The sequence below is a fragment of the Streptomyces ficellus genome (assembly GCF_009739905.1).
In the GTDB taxonomy this organism is placed as follows: domain Bacteria; phylum Actinomycetota; class Actinomycetes; order Streptomycetales; family Streptomycetaceae; genus Streptomyces; species Streptomyces ficellus_A.
Map to the genome: position 1 here is coordinate 4,567,516 of NZ_CP034279.1, position 15,909 is coordinate 4,583,424.

General features: G+C 72.0%; 14 protein-coding genes. 13 read left to right on the forward strand and 1 reads right to left on the reverse strand.

All coding sequences use genetic code 11. The annotated features are described in order from the left end of the window. Positions 1-118 precede the first annotated feature (118 nt). From EIZ62_RS20420 to EIZ62_RS20455, 8 genes are all read left to right on the forward strand, one after another. A complete protein-coding gene (locus EIZ62_RS20420) occupies positions 119-1,450 on the forward strand; it encodes a nitrate/nitrite transporter (RefSeq protein WP_156694082.1) in 1,332 nt (443 codons plus the stop codon). An 89-nt stretch (positions 1,451-1,539) separates the two neighbouring features. Next, the gene (locus EIZ62_RS20425) at positions 1,540-2,688 is read left to right on the forward strand and encodes a uroporphyrinogen-III synthase (protein ID WP_156694083.1); all 1,149 of its coding nucleotides are present in this window, start codon (positions 1,540-1,542) and stop codon (positions 2,686-2,688) included. 170 nt (positions 2,689-2,858) lie between these two features. Further along, a complete protein-coding gene (locus EIZ62_RS20430) occupies positions 2,859-3,404 on the forward strand; it encodes a CGNR zinc finger domain-containing protein (RefSeq protein ID WP_156694084.1) in 546 nt (181 codons plus the stop codon). A 111-nt stretch (positions 3,405-3,515) separates the two neighbouring features. After that, a complete protein-coding gene (locus EIZ62_RS20435) occupies positions 3,516-4,109 on the forward strand; it encodes a sigma-70 family RNA polymerase sigma factor (protein WP_064072166.1) in 594 nt (197 codons plus the stop codon). Next, complete coding sequence (locus EIZ62_RS20440; protein WP_156694085.1) at positions 4,106-4,927, forward strand: anti-sigma factor family protein; 822 nt, start codon at positions 4,106-4,108, stop codon at positions 4,925-4,927. The genes EIZ62_RS20435 and EIZ62_RS20440 overlap by 4 nt, the downstream gene beginning before the upstream one ends. A 120-nt stretch (positions 4,928-5,047) precedes the next feature. Beyond that, on the forward strand, positions 5,048-7,336 hold the full coding sequence (locus EIZ62_RS20445) for a HelD family protein (protein WP_156696515.1): 2,289 nt from the start codon (positions 5,048-5,050) through the stop codon (positions 7,334-7,336). Positions 7,337-7,746: 410 nt separating this feature from the next. After that, positions 7,747-9,180, forward strand: coding sequence for an NAD-dependent malic enzyme (locus tag EIZ62_RS20450; protein ID WP_156694086.1), 1,434 nt, complete (start codon positions 7,747-7,749; stop codon positions 9,178-9,180). 315 nt (positions 9,181-9,495) lie between these two features. Continuing rightward, entirely contained in the window at positions 9,496-9,777 is a 282-nt protein-coding gene (locus EIZ62_RS20455) for an HU family DNA-binding protein (RefSeq protein ID WP_017237029.1), read from the forward strand. A 226-nt stretch (positions 9,778-10,003) separates the two neighbouring features. On the opposite strand, the gene murA is transcribed toward EIZ62_RS20455, so the two are convergent. Next, positions 10,004-11,344 carry a UDP-N-acetylglucosamine 1-carboxyvinyltransferase gene (murA, locus tag EIZ62_RS20460; RefSeq protein WP_126886772.1) on the reverse strand — a complete coding sequence of 447 codons (1,341 nt, stop codon included), beginning with the start codon at positions 11,342-11,344 and terminating at the stop codon, positions 10,004-10,006. A gap of 286 nt (positions 11,345-11,630) precedes the next feature. On the opposite strand from murA, the gene EIZ62_RS20465 reads away from it, so the two are divergent. The 5 genes from EIZ62_RS20465 to EIZ62_RS20485 all read left to right on the forward strand — a co-directional run bounded on the left by EIZ62_RS20465 (position 11,631) and on the right by EIZ62_RS20485 (position 15,903). Then, positions 11,631-12,191 carry a YqgE/AlgH family protein gene (locus tag EIZ62_RS20465; RefSeq protein ID WP_156694087.1) on the forward strand — a complete coding sequence of 187 codons (561 nt, stop codon included), beginning with the start codon at positions 11,631-11,633 and terminating at the stop codon, positions 12,189-12,191. A gap of 165 nt (positions 12,192-12,356) precedes the next feature. Further along, a complete protein-coding gene (locus tag EIZ62_RS20470) occupies positions 12,357-12,644 on the forward strand; it encodes a DUF3039 domain-containing protein (protein ID WP_156694088.1) in 288 nt (95 codons plus the stop codon). 189 nt (positions 12,645-12,833) lie between these two features. Then, positions 12,834-14,141, forward strand: a complete 1,308-nt coding sequence (locus tag EIZ62_RS20475; protein WP_156694089.1) for an extracellular solute-binding protein — start codon at positions 12,834-12,836, stop codon at positions 14,139-14,141. Continuing rightward, positions 14,138-15,064, forward strand: a complete 927-nt coding sequence (locus EIZ62_RS20480) for a carbohydrate ABC transporter permease (protein WP_156694090.1) — start codon at positions 14,138-14,140, stop codon at positions 15,062-15,064. Before EIZ62_RS20475 ends, EIZ62_RS20480 begins: the two co-directional genes overlap by 4 nt. Continuing rightward, on the forward strand, positions 15,061-15,903 hold the full coding sequence (locus EIZ62_RS20485; protein ID WP_156694091.1) for a carbohydrate ABC transporter permease: 843 nt from the start codon (positions 15,061-15,063) through the stop codon (positions 15,901-15,903). Before EIZ62_RS20480 ends, EIZ62_RS20485 begins: the two co-directional genes overlap by 4 nt. Positions 15,904-15,909: the final 6 nt, after the last annotated feature.

Sequence of the window (15,909 nt, forward strand, 5' to 3'; positions counted from 1 at the left end):
AGAGCAAGGTTTCAGCCCGGTCATGTCCCATGACCGGGCTGAAACGCATCCTCCCTAGCGTCGGTCATGACGGGATTTCGGCTACGTCAGGACCTGACAGCAGCAGTGGAGGTACGCCGTGAGCGGCCGGTGGATCGAGCAGTGGGAACCCGAGAACGAGACCTTCTGGCGGGAGAAGGGGGAACGGATCGCCAGGCGCAACCTGCTCTTCTCCGTCCTCTCCGAGCACATCGGCTTCTCCATCTGGTCCCTGTGGTCCGTGATGGTCCTGTTCATGGGACCGGAGTACGGCATCGACCCGGCCGGCAAGTTCTCCCTCATCGCCGTGGCGACGGTGGTCGGCGCCGTGATCCGCGTGCCGTACACCTTCGCCGTCGCCCGCTTCGGCGGCCGCAACTGGACGGTGTTCAGCGCGCTGTTGCTGCTGCTGCCCACGGGCGCCGCGTACACCGTGATGGAGCCGGGCACGTCGTACGGCACCTTCCTGCTGGTCGCCGCGCTCACCGGCGTCGGCGGTGGCAACTTCGCCTCGTCGATGACCAACATCAACGCCTTCTTCCCCCTCCACAAGAAGGGCTGGGCCCTCGGCCTCAACGCGGGCGGCGGCAACATCGGCGTCCCCGTCGTCCAGCTCGTGGGCCTGCTCGTCATCGGCACGGCCGGCGCCGCCCACCCACGGCTCGTCCTCGGCCTCTACCTCCCGCTGATCGTCGTCGCCGCCCTGTGCGCCGCGCTGTACATGGACAACCTGGCACCCGTGCGGAACGACACCGGCGCCGTCCGGGAAGCCGTCAAGGACGCCCACACCTGGGTCATGGCGTTCCTCTACATCGGCACCTTCGGCTCGTTCATCGGCTACAGCTTCGCCTTCGGCCTCGTCCTCCAGACCCAGTTCGGCCGCACCCCGCTCCAGGCCGCCTCCCTCACCTTCATCGGCCCGCTGCTCGGCTCCCTGATCCGGCCGCTCGGCGGCTCGCTGGCCGACCGGCACGGCGGCGCCCGCATCACGCTGGGCACCTTCGCCGCCATGGCCGCCGCGACCGGCGTGGTCCTCTACGCCTCGCTCGTCGAGTCCCTGGCCGTCTTCCTCACCGGCTTCGTCGCCCTGTTCGTCCTGAGCGGCCTCGGCAACGGCTCCACGTTCAAGATGATCCCGGCCATCTTCCGCGCCAAGGCCCACGCCTCCGGGCTCGAGGGCGAGGAGGCCGAGGCGTACGGCAGGCGGCTCTCGGGCGCCGCGATCGGACTGATCGGCGCGGTCGGCGCCATCGGCGGACTCGCCATCAACCTGGCCTTCCGCCAGTCCTTCGCGACCGCCGGCACCGGCACCGCCGCCTTCGTGGCCTTCCTGCTCTTCTACGCCGCCTGTCTGACCGTCACCTGGGCGGTATACCTTCGCCGCCCGGTGGAGGTCCCCACGAGGCGACGGCTCGGCTACTCCGAGGTGTGACGGAGGTGGCACTCCACGGCGCCGTACGTAACGGGGGAGAAACCCCGGCGAACCGAGACCGACACGGAGCCTTGCGAGTCTCTGGTGTCATGCACGAGCAACAGGATGGTTCCCACGGCCCGCTGGCCGGCTTCACCGTCGGCGTCACCGCCGCCCGCCGCGCCGACGAGCTGGGCGCGCTGCTGGAACGCCGCGGGGGAGCGGTCCAGCACGCCCCGGCACTGCGCATCGTGCCGCTCGCCGACGACACCGAGCTCCTCCACGCCACCAAGGCCCTCGTGGGCCACGCCCCGGACATCGTGGTCGCCACCACCGCGATCGGCTTCCGCGGCTGGCTGGAGGCGGCCGACGGCTGGGGGTACGGGGAGGAGCTCCGGAGCCGGCTGCGCGGCGCCCAGGTCCTCGCCCGGGGCCCCAAGGTCAAGGGCGCGGTACGGGCCGCCGGGCTCACCGAGGAGTGGTCGCCCGCCTCCGACTCCATGGCCGAAGTCCTCGACCGGCTCCTCGGGCAGGACGTGACGGGGCGCCGCATCGCGCTCCAGCTGCACGGCGAGCCGCTGCCGGGGTTCGTGGAGGCCCTGCGGGCGGCGGGCGCCGAGGTGGTGGTCGTTCCCGTCTACCGGTGGATGCCGCCCGAGGACCTCGCGCCCCTGGACCGGCTCATCGACGCGACGGTCGCCCGGTCGCTGGACGCGGTGACCTTCACCAGCGCCCCGGCCGGCGCCTCGCTGCTGTCCCGCGCCCAGGACCGGGGCCTGCTGCCCGGACTGCTCGACGCGCTGCGCGGCGACGTGCTGGCCGCCTGCGTCGGGCCGGTCACCGCCCTGCCGCTCCAGGCGCACGGCATCGAGACCGTCCAGCCGGCCCGGTTCCGGCTCGGCCCGCTGGTCCAGCTGTTGTGCCAGGAGCTGCCCGCGCGGGCCCGTACGCTCCCGGTCGCGGGGCGCCGCATCGAGATCCGGGGCCACGCCGTCCTGGTCGACGGCGACCTGCGGCCCGTGCCGCCCGCGGGCATGTCCCTGCTCCACTCTCTGGCCCGCCGCCCCGGCTGGGTCGTCTCCCGCGCCGACCTGCTGCGCGCCCTGCCCGGCGCGGGCCGCGACGAGCACGCCGTGGAGACCGCGATGGCCCGCCTCCGCTCGGCCCTGGGCGCGCCCAAGCTCATCCAGACCGTCGTCAAGCGCGGCTACCGTCTCGCCCTGGACCCGGGCGCCGACGCCAAGTACGCGGACGGGTGACCGCAGGCGCTGCACGCGGCGGACGGCACGCGGTACGCGGCGGACGTCGCGCCGCGCCCGGCCCGCCCGTACGTGGCCGGCCCGTACCCGACGGGCCCGGCCCGACCCGCCTCCCGCCGCCCCGGCAGGCGGGGTTCCGCGGCCGCTCCTGGGCGGGCACTCTGGGGCGCATGGTGGCATGGCGGTTCCACTCCGGGCGGCTCTGCCTGGACCTGATGGCCGAGCCGCCGTCCGACGCAGGGCGGCTCGCGTGCTGGCTGGTCACCGCCGGGCTCGTACCGGCGGGCACCCCGCTCGACGGGGTCGACGGTCGGTGGGCGGAACGGTTCGGCGAACTCGCGCGGGACATCGACCACTTGGTGCGGGAGCAGCTCGCGGGCCGAGAGCGGTGCGCGGGCCCCCGTCTCGACCACCTCAACGCGCTCGCCGCGGCCCCGCCGCCCGCGCCCCGGGCCGTCCCCGGTGCGGAGGGCCGGCTCGTCCGGGCGCTGGCCGGCCCGCCCGGCTGCGCCGCCCTCCTCGCCGCCGTGGCCCGCGACGCCGTCGACCTGCTCACCGACCCCGTCACCCGCGCCGCCCTGCGCCAGTGCTCCGGAGAGGGCTGCCGGCGTGTGTATCTCGACACATCCCGGGGGCGCCGGCGCCGCTGGTGCTCCAGCGAGATCTGCGGCAACCGGGAGCGCGTGGCACGCCACCGGGCGCGCACGCACGGCTAGTTCCGAAACTTCCTGAGAAAAAAATCTCCGCGCGTTGAGACAACCCCCACCCGCCCCACGTAGTGATGGGGGACAACGAGTCAGATCAAGGTCTCGACCGGGAGGTTCCAGGTGCGCAAGGATGCCGCCGTGGCCGATGACCGTCGGGGGACGCATCGCGCCCGGCATCGAGCGGTGCCTGCCCGCACCCAACCGGACGTCCCGGACGAAGAGTTGATGCGGGCCCTCTACCGTGAACATGCCGGGCCCCTGCTCGCCTATGTACTCCGCCTCGTCGCCGGTGACCGCCAGCGCGCCGAGGACGTCGTACAGGAGACGCTCATCCGTGCCTGGAAGAACGCCGGTCAGCTCAATCGGGCTACCGGCTCTGTCCGACCCTGGCTGGTGACGGTCGCCCGGCGCATCGTCATCGACGGCCACCGAAGCCGGCAGGCCCGGCCGCAGGAGGTCGATCCGTCGCCGCTCGAGGTCATGCCCGCGGAGGACGAGATCGACAAGGCGTTGTGGCTGATGACGCTCTCTGATGCGCTCGACGATTTGACCCCGGCTCACCGGGAAGTCTTGGTCGAGACCTATTTCAAGGGGCGTACGGTCAACGAGGCTGCCGAAATCCTCGGCATACCCAGCGGGACCGTGCGGTCCCGGGTTTTCTACGCACTGCGTTCCATGAAGCTCGCGCTCGAGGAGAGGGGGATCTCGGCATGACGTCGCACCACGCTCCACAGGGGAACGAGTCGGTGCACGACACAGTCGGCGCGTACGTGCTCGGCATTCTGGACGATGCCGAAGCCACCGCCTTCGAGGCGCATCTGGCGGGCTGCGACCTGTGCGCCCACCACCTGGAGGAGTTCTCCGGGATGGAGCCGATGCTGGCCATGCTCGCCGAGGCCCCGGGCCCGGCGGCGCGGCCGGTCGTGCTCCCGATGCCCGAGCGGCCGGGGGCGCGCGGCGGCGGACCACCGGCGCCGATGCTCGACCGCCTCGTCGACGAGGTGGCCGTGAAACGAGCCCAGCGCCGCCGCCGCAGCCGATTCCTGGTCGCGGCGGCTGCCGCGCTGATCATCGCCGGTCCGGCGGCCGCGTTCGTCGCCACCTCCGGCGACGACCCCGCCAACCGGACCAACCAGGCCATCGACCCGCACCCGACCAGCCCCGCCGAGGACGCCTTCTTCAACCACATGGAGGAGAAGGTCCAGCACACCGACGCGGGCACCAAGGTGAGCGCGACCGTCGGCATGGAGAAGAAGGCCTGGGGCACCCACACGGTCCTGGAGCTCAAGAACGTCAAGGGGCCGCTCAAGTGCAACCTGATCGCCGTCTCCAAGAGCGGCGAGGAGGAGGTCGTCACGTCCTGGGCCGTCCCGAAGTGGGGCTACGGCATCCCGGACAGCACGCACGAGACGGGCAAGAACCCGCTGTACGTCCACGGAGGCGCCGCCATGAACCGGAAGGACATCGACCACTTCGAGGTCCGGACGTTCGACGGGGAGCGCCTGGTGGAGGTCCCCGCGGCCACCGCCTGACACCTCCCCCTTCCGTGGCGTAGGCTCGACGGCTGCCCAGCACGTCAGAAGGGGGCCTCGGTGGCCGCGCAGGAAGCCGACCGTGGTGTCGATACGCTCCAGGAACCGCTCCCGGAGCCGATCCCGGCATCCGCCCGGGAGCCGGCCCGGGACTCGGTCTGGGACCGGGAGATCGGTATCGAGCAGGACCACCTCGACCAGGTGTACCGCCGCCTCGAGGAGAAGATCCACGAGGCGGAGTTCCTGATGAACGACGCCGCCCAGCGCGGCCAGGTCGGCACGCCCGGCGCGCTCGCCGAGCGGGACGCCCAGGTCTTCCGCGCCGGCGTCCACCTCAACCGGCTCAACAACGAGTACGAGGACTTCCTCTTCGGCCGCATCGACCTGCTGTACGGCAAGGACGGCAAGAAGGGCCCCGACGGCGCGTACACCTCCGTGGAGCCCGCCGACGACGCCGTACGGCCGGACGGCACGGCCGACATCGGCGAGACCCTCCACATCGGCCGCATCGGCGTCCTCGACTCCGACTACGCGCCGCTCGTCATCGACTGGCGCGCCCCGGCCGCCGCGCCGTTCTACCGCTCCACGCCGGTCGAGCCCGGCCGGGTGGTGCGCCGCCGGGTCATCCGCTCCCGCGGCCGCAAGGTGCTGGGCGTCGAGGACGACCTGATGCGCCCCGAGCTGACCGTCCGGCTAGGCGGCGAGGACCTGGCCGTGATCGGCGACGGCGCCCTGATGGCCGCGCTCGGGCAGGCGCGCAGCCACAGCATGCGCGACATCGTCTCCTCCATCCAGGCCGAGCAGGACCTGGTCATCCGCGCGCCCGCCGCCTCCGTGACGTACGTCGAGGGCGGCCCCGGCACCGGGAAGACCGCCGTCGCGCTGCACCGCGCCGCCTACCTGCTCTACCAGGACCGGCGCAGATACGCGGGCGGGATCCTGATCGTCTCGCCGACCCCGCTGCTCGTCGCCTACACCGAGGGCGTCCTGCCGTCCCTGGGCGAGGAGGGCCAGGTCGCGATCCGCGCGGTCGGCAGCCTCGTCGACGGGGCGGAGGCCACGGCGTACGACGAGCCGGCGGTGGCCCGTGTCAAGGGCTCCTCCCGGATGCTGAAGGTGCTGCGCAAGGCGGTGCGGGGCGCGCTGGAGGGCCGGGACACGCCCGAGCGGCTGCGGGTGGTGGCCTTCGGGCGGCGCCTGGAGCTGGAGGGCCAGGAGCTGGCCCGGGTCCGCAACGCCGCACTCGGCGGCACGGCGCCGGTCAACCTGCTGCGCCCGAGGGCGCGCAAACTGCTGCTGGACGCCCTGTACGCCAAGTCCGGCGCGGCCTCCCGCCACCCCGGCGACCCGGAGCTGGCCGCCGAGCTGCGCTCCTCCTTCGACGAGGACGTCACCACCGAGGACAGCTTCATCGAGTTCCTGAACGCCTGGTGGCCCGAGCTCACGCCGCGCCAGGTGCTCACCGCCATGGCCGACGAGAAGCGGCTGGGCCGCTGGGCGCGCCGGGTGCTCAACCCGGGCGAGGTGCGGCGGCTGGCCCGCTCGCTGCGGCGCGAGGAGCTGTCCGTGCACGACGTGGCCCTGCTGGACGAGCTCCAGACCCTCCTCGGCGCCCCGGCGCGCCCGCGCCGGAAGCGGGAGCTCGACCCGCTGGACCAGCTGACCGGGCTGGAGGAGCTGATGCCGGTACGGGAGGAGTCGCAGCGCGAGCGGGCGGAGCGGCTGGCGCAGGAGCGCACCGAGTACGCCCACGTCATCGTCGACGAGGCGCAGGACCTGACGCCCATGCAGTGGCGGATGGTCGGCCGGCGCGGGCGGCACGCCACCTGGACGGTGGTGGGCGACCCGGCCCAGTCGTCCTGGTCGGTGCCGGACGAGGCGGCCGAGGCGCGGGACGAGGCGCTGGGCACCCGGCCGCGCCGGCGCTTCGAGCTGACGGTGAACTACCGCAACCCGGCCGAGATCGCCGAACTCGCCGCCAAGGTGCTGGCCCTGGCCATGCCCGGCATGGAGGCGCCCCGGGCGGTCCGCTCCACGGGCGTGGAGCCGCGCTTCACGGCCGTCGGCGAGAAGGACCTGTTCGAGGTCGTACGGGAGGAGGTGCGGCGCCTGCTCGACCGGGTGGACGGCACGGTCGGCGTGGTCGTCGCGATGAACCGGCGCGAGCAGGCGGCGCGCCGGCTGTCGGACCTGGGCGACCGGGTGGTGGCCCTGGGCAGCCTGGAGGCGAAGGGGCTGGAGTACGACGCGACGGTCGTGGTCTCCCCGGCCGAGATCGCCGACGAGTCCCCGGCCGGCCTGCGGGTGCTGTACGTGGCCCTCACCCGTGCGACGCAGGCGCTGACGGTGGTGTCGGGCCGCCGTGACGATCCGGACGCGCAGGGCGTCCCGGACCTGCTCCGGGACTGATCGGGGAACGGATCGGCGAGGGGGGAATCACTTACCGGGGCTCTTTGTTAGCCTGGGTGTGGCACCGGCCCGATCCAAGCCCCCGGGCCCAACCTTCGTCGCTACGAGCGACCACTTGCCGCGAGGCGAGCATGGCGGGTCGGTGCCACTCAAGCCCTACACAGCAGGTCCGTGTCATCGTCCGATGGCGCGGGCCTGCTGTCGTTTGTCCGTTGGGGCTTCCGCCGAGCCCCCGCTCTCTCGTATGGTGGGCTCTCTCGCATGGTGGAAAACAGTTTCCGAAAACTGTGCGACCGAAACGACCGCTATTACCTGCTACTCGCAGGTAGGTGCGACCATCGGAGGGCTCCGCCCCGGCCACCCGCCGGGCGCGAGCGGCAACGAACCAGGGAAAGCAGAGGAACACGGCCATGGCAACGGCGCCCAGCGTCTCGTACTCGATGACGGTCAGGCTGGAGGTGCCCGCGAGCGGAACCGCGGTCTCCCAGCTCACCACGGCTGTGGAATCCTCCGGCGGCTCGGTCACCGGTCTCGACGTGACCGCCTCCGGTCACGAGAAGCTGCGGATCGACGTCACCATCGCCGCCAGCTCCACCGCGCACGCCGACGAGATCGTCGGCAAACTGCGCGGCATCGAGGGTGTCACCCTGGGCAAGGTCTCCGACCGTACGTTCCTGATGCACCTCGGCGGCAAGATCGAGATGGCGTCCAAGCACCCCATCCGCAACCGTGACGACCTGTCCATGGTCTACACGCCCGGCGTGGCGCGGGTCTGCATGGCCATCGCCGAGAACCCCGAGGACGCCCGCCGCCTCACCATCAAGCGCAACTCCGTCGCAGTCGTGACGGACGGCTCCGCCGTCCTGGGCCTCGGCAACATCGGCCCCAAGGCCGCGCTGCCCGTCATGGAGGGCAAGGCCGCCCTGTTCAAGCGGTTCGCCGGCATCGACGCCTGGCCGATCTGCCTGGACACCCAGGACACCGACGCCATCGTCGAGATCGTCAAGGCGATCGCCCCCGGCTTCGCCGGCATCAACCTGGAGGACATCTCCGCGCCCCGCTGCTTCGAGATCGAGGCACGGCTGCGCGAGGCCCTCGACATCCCGGTCTTCCACGACGACCAGCACGGCACCGCGATCGTCGTCCTGGCCGCCCTGACCAACGCGCTCCGCGTGGTGGGCAAGGCCGTCGGAGACGTACGGGTCGTCATGTCCGGCGCGGGAGCCGCCGGTACGGCCATCCTCAAGCTCCTCATCGCCGCGGGCGTCAAGCACGCCGTGGTCGCCGACATCCACGGCGTCGTCCACGCGGGCCGCGAGGACCTGGTCTCCGCCGACCCCGGGTCGCCGCTGCGCTGGATCGCCGACAACACCAACCCGGAGGGCGTCACCGGCACCCTCAAGGAGGCCGTCCGGGACGCCGACGTCTTCATCGGCGTCTCCGCCCCGAACGTGCTCTCCGGCGAGGACGTCGCGGCCATGGCGGAGGGCGCGATCGTGTTCGCGCTCGCGAACCCCGACCCCGAGGTCGAGCCGGCAATCGCCCGCCAGACGGCGGCAGTTGTGGCCACCGGACGATCCGACTTCCCCAACCAGATCAACAACGTGCTGGTCTTCCCGGGCGTCTTCCGCGGCCTGCTCGACGCGCAGTCCCGCACCGTCAACACGGAGATGATGCTGGCGGCGGCCAGCGCCCTCGCGGACGTCGTCACCGAGGACGAGCTGAACCCGAACTACATCATCCCGTCGGTCTTCAACGACAAGGTCGCGGGCGCCGTCGCGGGCGCGGTGCGGGACGCCGCCAAGGCCGCGGGCGCCGGTGTGACAGCGCCCACGTCCGCCTGATCTCCGGCGCGTCGCGGGTCCCGGAGCCGTAAACCCGCCTTTAGGGTGGCGGTTCGGCTCCGGGGAGTCCCGGCCCAGTCGACTCAACGTCACCACGGCGGGGCTGTGGCGCTTTTCGTGTGACTCCGGAGGGTGCCGGATTGGCTTTCCCGCCGCTGGTGGGGGCAGGATGCGTATTCGGGCGCGAGGGTCTGACAGCAGACCCGGGTCCGGGGACTGTCCGAGGGCCCTGGCAGCATCGGCTTCGCTGTGCCCAATATGCGGCTCCGCGCCGCGTGGCACGCCTCAACAGCAAGAAGAACACGGGAGTACAACATGAACCGCAGTGAGCTGGTGGCCGCCCTGGCCGACCGCGCCGAGGTGACCCGCAAGGACGCCGACGCCGTGCTGGCCGCGCTCGCCGAGACCGTCGGCGAGGTCGTCGCCAAGGGCGACGAGAAGGTCACCATCCCCGGCTTCCTGACCTTCGAGCGCACCCACCGTGCCGCTCGCACCGCTCGTAACCCGCAGACCGGCGACCCGATCAACATCCCGGCCGGCTACAGCGTGAAGGTCTCCGCGGGCTCCAAGCTCAAGGAAGCCGCCAAGGGCAAGTAAGTCCTCAAGGCGCCGACAGGGCGGTCACCCCAGGTGGGGTGACCGCCCTGTCGCGTCCAGCGGCCGTGCGCCGCCGTACGGGCGGCTGCGGGCCCGTACGCGGCCCGCCGCCGCCCCTGGGGCCCCCGGGCGGCCCGGGACCGGCCCGCGAGCGCCCTGTACGGGCCCGGAGACGGCCGGCGGCCCCCCGCGTGGAGCGAGGGGCCGCCGGAGGGGCTACGGGGCGTCAGACGATCGCGCTGCCCGGCAGTTCGACCTTGGCGCCGAGCTCCACGAGCTTCTCCATGAAGTTCTCGTAGCCGCGGTTGATCAGGTCGATGCCGTGCACGCGCGACGTGCCCTGCGCCGCCAGGGCGGCGATCAGGTACGAGAAACCGCCGCGGAGGTCGGGGATGACCAGGTCCGCGCCCTGCAGCTTCGTCGGGCCGGACACGACCGCCGAGTGCAGGAAGTTGCGCTGGCCGAAACGGCAGTCCGAGCCGCCCAGGCACTCCCGGTACAGCTGGATGTGCGCACCCATCTGGTTGAGCGCGGAGGTGAAGCCGAGCCGCGACTCGTACACCGTCTCGTGGACGATGGACAGGCCCGCGGCCTGCGTCAGGGCCACCACCAGCGGCTGCTGCCAGTCGGTCTGGAAACCGGGGTGCACGTCCGTCTCCAGGGCGATCGCGTTGAGCGCGCCGCCCGGGTGCCAGAAGCGGATGCCCTCGTCGTCGATCTCGAAGGCGCCACCCACCTTCCGGAAGGTGTTGAGGAACGTCATCATCGAACGCTGCTGCGCGCCGCGCACGTAGATGTTGCCTTCGGTCGCCAGCGCCGCGCTCGCCCAGGAGGCCGCCTCCAGGCGGTCCGGGAGGGCGCGGTGGGTGTAGCCGCCGAGCTTGTCGACACCGGTGATCCGGATCGTCCGGTCGGTGTCCATGGAGATGATCGCGCCCATCTTCTGCAGGACGCAGATCAGGTCCTCGATCTCCGGCTCCACCGCCGCGTTCGACAGCTCCGTGACGCCCTCCGCCAGCACGGCCGTCAGCAGCACCTGCTCCGTCGAGCCGACCGAGGGGTACGGCAGCCGGATCTTCGTGCCGCGCAGCCGCTGCGGGGCCTCCAGGTACTGGCCGTCCGCGCGCTTCTCGATCGTCGCGCCGAACTGGCGCAGCACGTCGAAGTGGAAGTCGATCGGCCGGCCGCCGATGTCGCAGCCGCCCAGGCCCGGGATGAAGGCGTGGCCGAGGCGGTGCAGCAGCGGACCGCAGAACAGGATCGGGATGCGCGACGAGCCCGCGTGGGCGTCGATGTCGGCGACGTTGGCGGACTCGACGTGCGTCGGGTCCAGGACCAGCTCGCCCGGCTCCTCGCCGGGCCGGACGGTCACACCGTGCAGCTGGAGCAGTCCGCGCACGACGCGGACGTCACGGATGTCGGGCACATTGCGCAGTCGGCTCGGCTCGCTGCCGAGCAGGGCGGCGACCATGGCCTTGGGCACGAGGTTCTTCGCGCCGCGGACGCGGATCTCGCCCTCCAGCGGGGTTCCGCCGTGGACAAGCAGTACATCGTCTGTGCCGGTCATGAATCTCGCGTTCCGGTGGTCCCCCCGGCGGAGCTAGGGGGAGATCGGGCAGGGGGCCAGGGAAAAGGGTAAGGGGGTGGAGTGGCCTTCTTGGTAGCCCGAGGACGCCAGTCAGATGTAATGAATTCGGCACAACACCCTCCGTCCTCCACTCCTTGCGGACGGTTACGGTCCGCTTTCGGCCAGGAGGGACTTTCCGGGCCGTGTGAGCTGCGGCTCGGCGCCGGTGGCCGTGAGTCGTCCGCCGACCGCCCGCGGACGGCCCGGATGCGGGATCATGTCTGGCATGACGGAGGTGTCCTCGCTCACAGGGCGGCTGCTGGTGGCCACCCCCGCGCTGGCGGACCCGAACTTCGACCGCGCGGTGGTGCTGCTGCTCGACCACGACGACGAGGGTTCCCTCGGCGTGGTCCTCAACCGCCCGACGCCGGTCGGTGTCGGTGACGTCCTCGAGGGGTGGGCCCCGCTGGCCGGGGAGCCCGGCGTGGTGTTCCAGGGCGGTCCCGTGTCGCTCGACGCGGCGCTGGGGCTGGCCGTGATCCCGGGTGACGAGGGGCCGCTGGGCTGGCGGCGGGTGTACGGCGCGATCGGGCTGGTGGACCTGGAGACGCCGCCGGAGCTGCTGGCCGCGGCGCTGGGCAGCCTGCGGATCTTCGCCGGGTACGCGGGGTGGGGGCCCGGGCAGCTGGAGGACGAGCTCGCCGAGGGCGCCTGGTTCGTCGTCGACTCCGAGCCGGGGGACGTCTCGTCGCCGCGGCCGGAGAGCCTGTGGCGCGAGGTGCTCCGGCGCCAGCGCAGTGAGCTCGCGATGATCGCCACGTACCCGGACGACCCCTCCCTCAACTGAGCCGGGGCGGTACGGGCGTGATGCGGCGACTTTCGGCCAGGAGCCCGGCCGGCGCGCCGCCGGCGCCGCGGGTGACGCGCTTCACAGCCGGGGGCGCGCGGACGGCGCCACGGGCCGTGGGGCCTCGCTCCCGGGACGGCGCCGACGTGAGTACCCTTGGAGCTCATGAGCACTCTTGAGCCCGAGCGCGGGGCAGGTACGGGGACCCTCGTAGAGCCGACGCCGCAGGTGTCGCACGGCGACGGCGACCACGAGCGCTACGCCCACTACGTCCAGAAGGACAAGATCATGGCGAGCGCCCTCGACGGCACTCCCGTGGTGGCGCTGTGCGGGAAGGTCTGGGTGCCGGGCCGTGACCCGAAGAAGTACCCGGTCTGCCCGATGTGCAAGGAGATCTACGAGTCCATGGGCGCCGGTGGCGACAAGGGCAAGGGCGGCAAGGACAAGAAGTAGGGTCCGGCCCCGCCGGACGGAGGCCCCCGGGGTGCGTACACGCGTACGCACCCCGGGGGCCTCCGTCGTTTGATCACGGAGTGGTTGAGACCTCTTGTGGCCGCCCCGGGTCGGCTCTAGCCTCCTGCGTGTTGTGCAGCACGAAACGACCGTTGCGCATGCTGCAACACCATCGGAGGGGAACCCGCCATGAAGCTTCCTGCCCGACTCGTCGCCCCCGTCGCCGCCCTCCTCGTGACGGTCGCGGCCGCGTGCGCCCCGCAGACCTCCGGCGGCGGCGCCACGGAGGACGAGAAGACCGGCACGCTGCGCGTCTGGCTCTTCCAGGAGGTCAACAACGCGCCCAAGCAGCGGACGGTCGACGCCGCCGTCGCCGCCTTCGAGAAGCGGCACCCCGGCGCCGGCGTCCAGGTCGAGTACATCCCCGTCGACACCCGAGCCCAGCGCGTCAAGGCCGCCTTCAACGACCCCGCGAGCGCCCCCGACGTCATCGAGTACGGCAACACCGACACCGCCGGATACGTCAGGGACGGCGGACTCGCCGACATCACCGCCGAGTTCGGCGCCTGGCCCGAGGCCCGGGACACCGACCCCACCGCCCGCGCCTCCGTCACGGTCGACGGCAAGGTGTACGGCGCGCCGCTCTTCGTCGGCGTACGGGCGCTGTACTACCGCACCGACGTCTTCCGGGAGCTGGGCCTCACGCCACCCCGGTCCCAGGCCGAACTGATCGCGACCGCGAAGAAGATCCGCAAGGCGAAGCCGGAGCTGTACGGCATCGCGGTCGGCGGCGCCTACACCTACGGGGCCCTGCCCTTCGTCTGGGCGAACGGCGGCGACCTCGCGACCGAGCGGGACGGCGCGTACACCTCCGCCATCGACAGCCCGGCCGCCCGCAGGGGCATCGCCGCGTACACCTCGCTCTTCGGCGACGACAACTGCCCGGCCGCCAAGTGCGCCTCCATGGGCGGCAACGCGACGGTCACCGCGTTCGCCTCGGGCAGGGCGGCGATGGCGATCGGCGGCGACTTCAGCCACGCGGCGGTCGAGGCGGGTGCGGTGAAGGGCGCCTACGGGGTCGTCCCGCTGCCCGGCGTGACGGCCGGTTCCATCGCACCGGCGTTCGCGGGCGGCAACAACGTGGGCGTACTGAAGAGCAGTTCGCACCGCACCCTGGCGGTGGACCTGGTGAAGTCCCTGGCGGGCAAGGACGGGCAGCGGCGGCTGTTCGACGCGATGGGCTTCCTGCCCACGTACCCGGACGTGCGGGCGGAGGTGGCGAGGAAGCAGCCGTTCGTGAAGCCGTTCATCGACACGCTCGCGGCCGGTACGAAGTTCGTCCCCGCCTCCCCGGCCTGGGGCGGCATCGACGCCTCGCAGGTGCTGCCCACGATGTTCCAGGAGATCGTCAGCGGCCGGAAGGACGTGGCGGCGGCGTCCGGCGACGCGGCGCGGAAGATGGACGCCGCGTTCGCCTCGGCGGCGGGCCGGCCGTGACCCGGGACGCGACCGGACCGGCGCCCGCGCCCGCGCCGCCCCGGCGGTCCCACGGGGGCCGGACCCCGTGGCTCTACCTCGCCCCCGCGCTCGCCGTCCTCGGCGCCCTCCTGGTCTACCCCGTCTACCAGCTCGGCCTCATCTCGTTCCTGGAGTACACCCAGGCCCAGGTCAGCGGCGGCGAACCGACCTCCTTCCAGGGCCTCGGCAACTACCGGGCCCTCTTCCGCGACCCGCAGTTCTGGCAGGTCCTGCTCGCCACGGTGCTGTTCGCCGCCGCGTGCGTCATCGCCACCCTGGCCGTCGGGTGCGCCCTCGCGGTGCTCCTCACCCGCGTACGGGCCGTGCCGCGCCTGGCGCTCATGCTGGCCGCGCTCGGCGCGTGGGCGACGCCCGCCGTCACCGGGTCCACCGTCTGGGTGTTCCTCTTCGACCCGGACTCCGGGCCCGTCAACAAGCTGTTCGGACTGGGCGACTTCTCCTGGACGTACGGGCGCTACAGCGCCTTCGCGCTCGTCCTGTTCGAGGTCGTCTGGTGCTCGTTCCCCTTCGTGATGGTCACCGTCTACGCGGGCGTGCGCGCCATCCCCTCCGAGGTCCTGGAGGCCGCCGCCCTCGACGGCGCGTCCACCTGGCGCACCTGGCGCTCCGTCACCGCGCCGATGCTGCGGCCGATCCTCGTCGTCGTCACCATCCAGTCGATCATCTGGGACTTCAAGGTCTTCACCCAGATCTACGTGATGACGAACGGCGGCGGCATCGCCGGCCAGAACCTCGTGCTGAACGTGTACGCCTACCAGAAGGCCTTCGCGTCCTCCGAGTACAGCCTGGGCTCGGCGATCGGCGTCGTCATGCTGCTGATCCTGCTCGCGGTCACGCTGGTGTACCTCCGCCTGCTGCGACGCCAGGGAGAAGAACTGTGAACCGTACGCTCCGGGTGCGCCGCCCCTGGCGGCTCGCCGCCGAGGCCACCGCCCTCACCGTCGCGGCCGTCGTCGCCTTCCCGCTGTACTGGATGGTCCTCTCCGCCCTGAAACCGGCCGGCGAGGTCCAGTCCACCGACGCCCGCCCCTGGACCCTGTCCCCGTCCCTGGACTCCTTCCGCCGCGTCTTCGAACAGCAGGACTTCGGGCGCTACTTCCTCAACAGCCTGCTGGTCGCGGGGGCCGTCGTGCTGGCCTCGGCCCTCATCGCCTTCCTCGCGGCCACGGCCGTCACACGGTTCCGCTTCCGGTTCCGCACCACGCTGCTGGTGATGTTCCTGGTCGCCCAGATGGTCCCGATCGAGGCGCTGACCATCCCGCTGTTCTTCCTCATGCGGGACCTCGGGCAACTCAACACGCTGGGCTCGCTGATCCTGCCGCACCTCGCGTTCTCCCTGCCGTTCGCCATCTGGATGCTGCGCGGCTTCGTCAGGGCCGTCCCCGAGGCGCTGGAGGAGGCCGCGTACCTCGACGGCGCGAGCCGGAGCCGCTTCCTGTGGCAGATCCTCTTCCCGCTGGTCTTCCCCGGCCTCGTCGCCACCAGCGTCTTCTCGTTCATCTCGACCTGGAACGACTTCCTGTTCGCCAAGTCGTTCATCATCAGCGACACCTCCCAGTCGACCCTCCCCATGGCCCTGCTCGTCTTCTTCAAGCCGGACGAGAACGACTGGGGCGGCATCATGGCCGCGTCGACGGTGATGACCGTCCCGGTACTGGTCTTCTTCGTACTCGTACAGCGCCGCCTGGTGTCCGGGCTCGGCGGCGCGGTGAAGGACTGACGACCC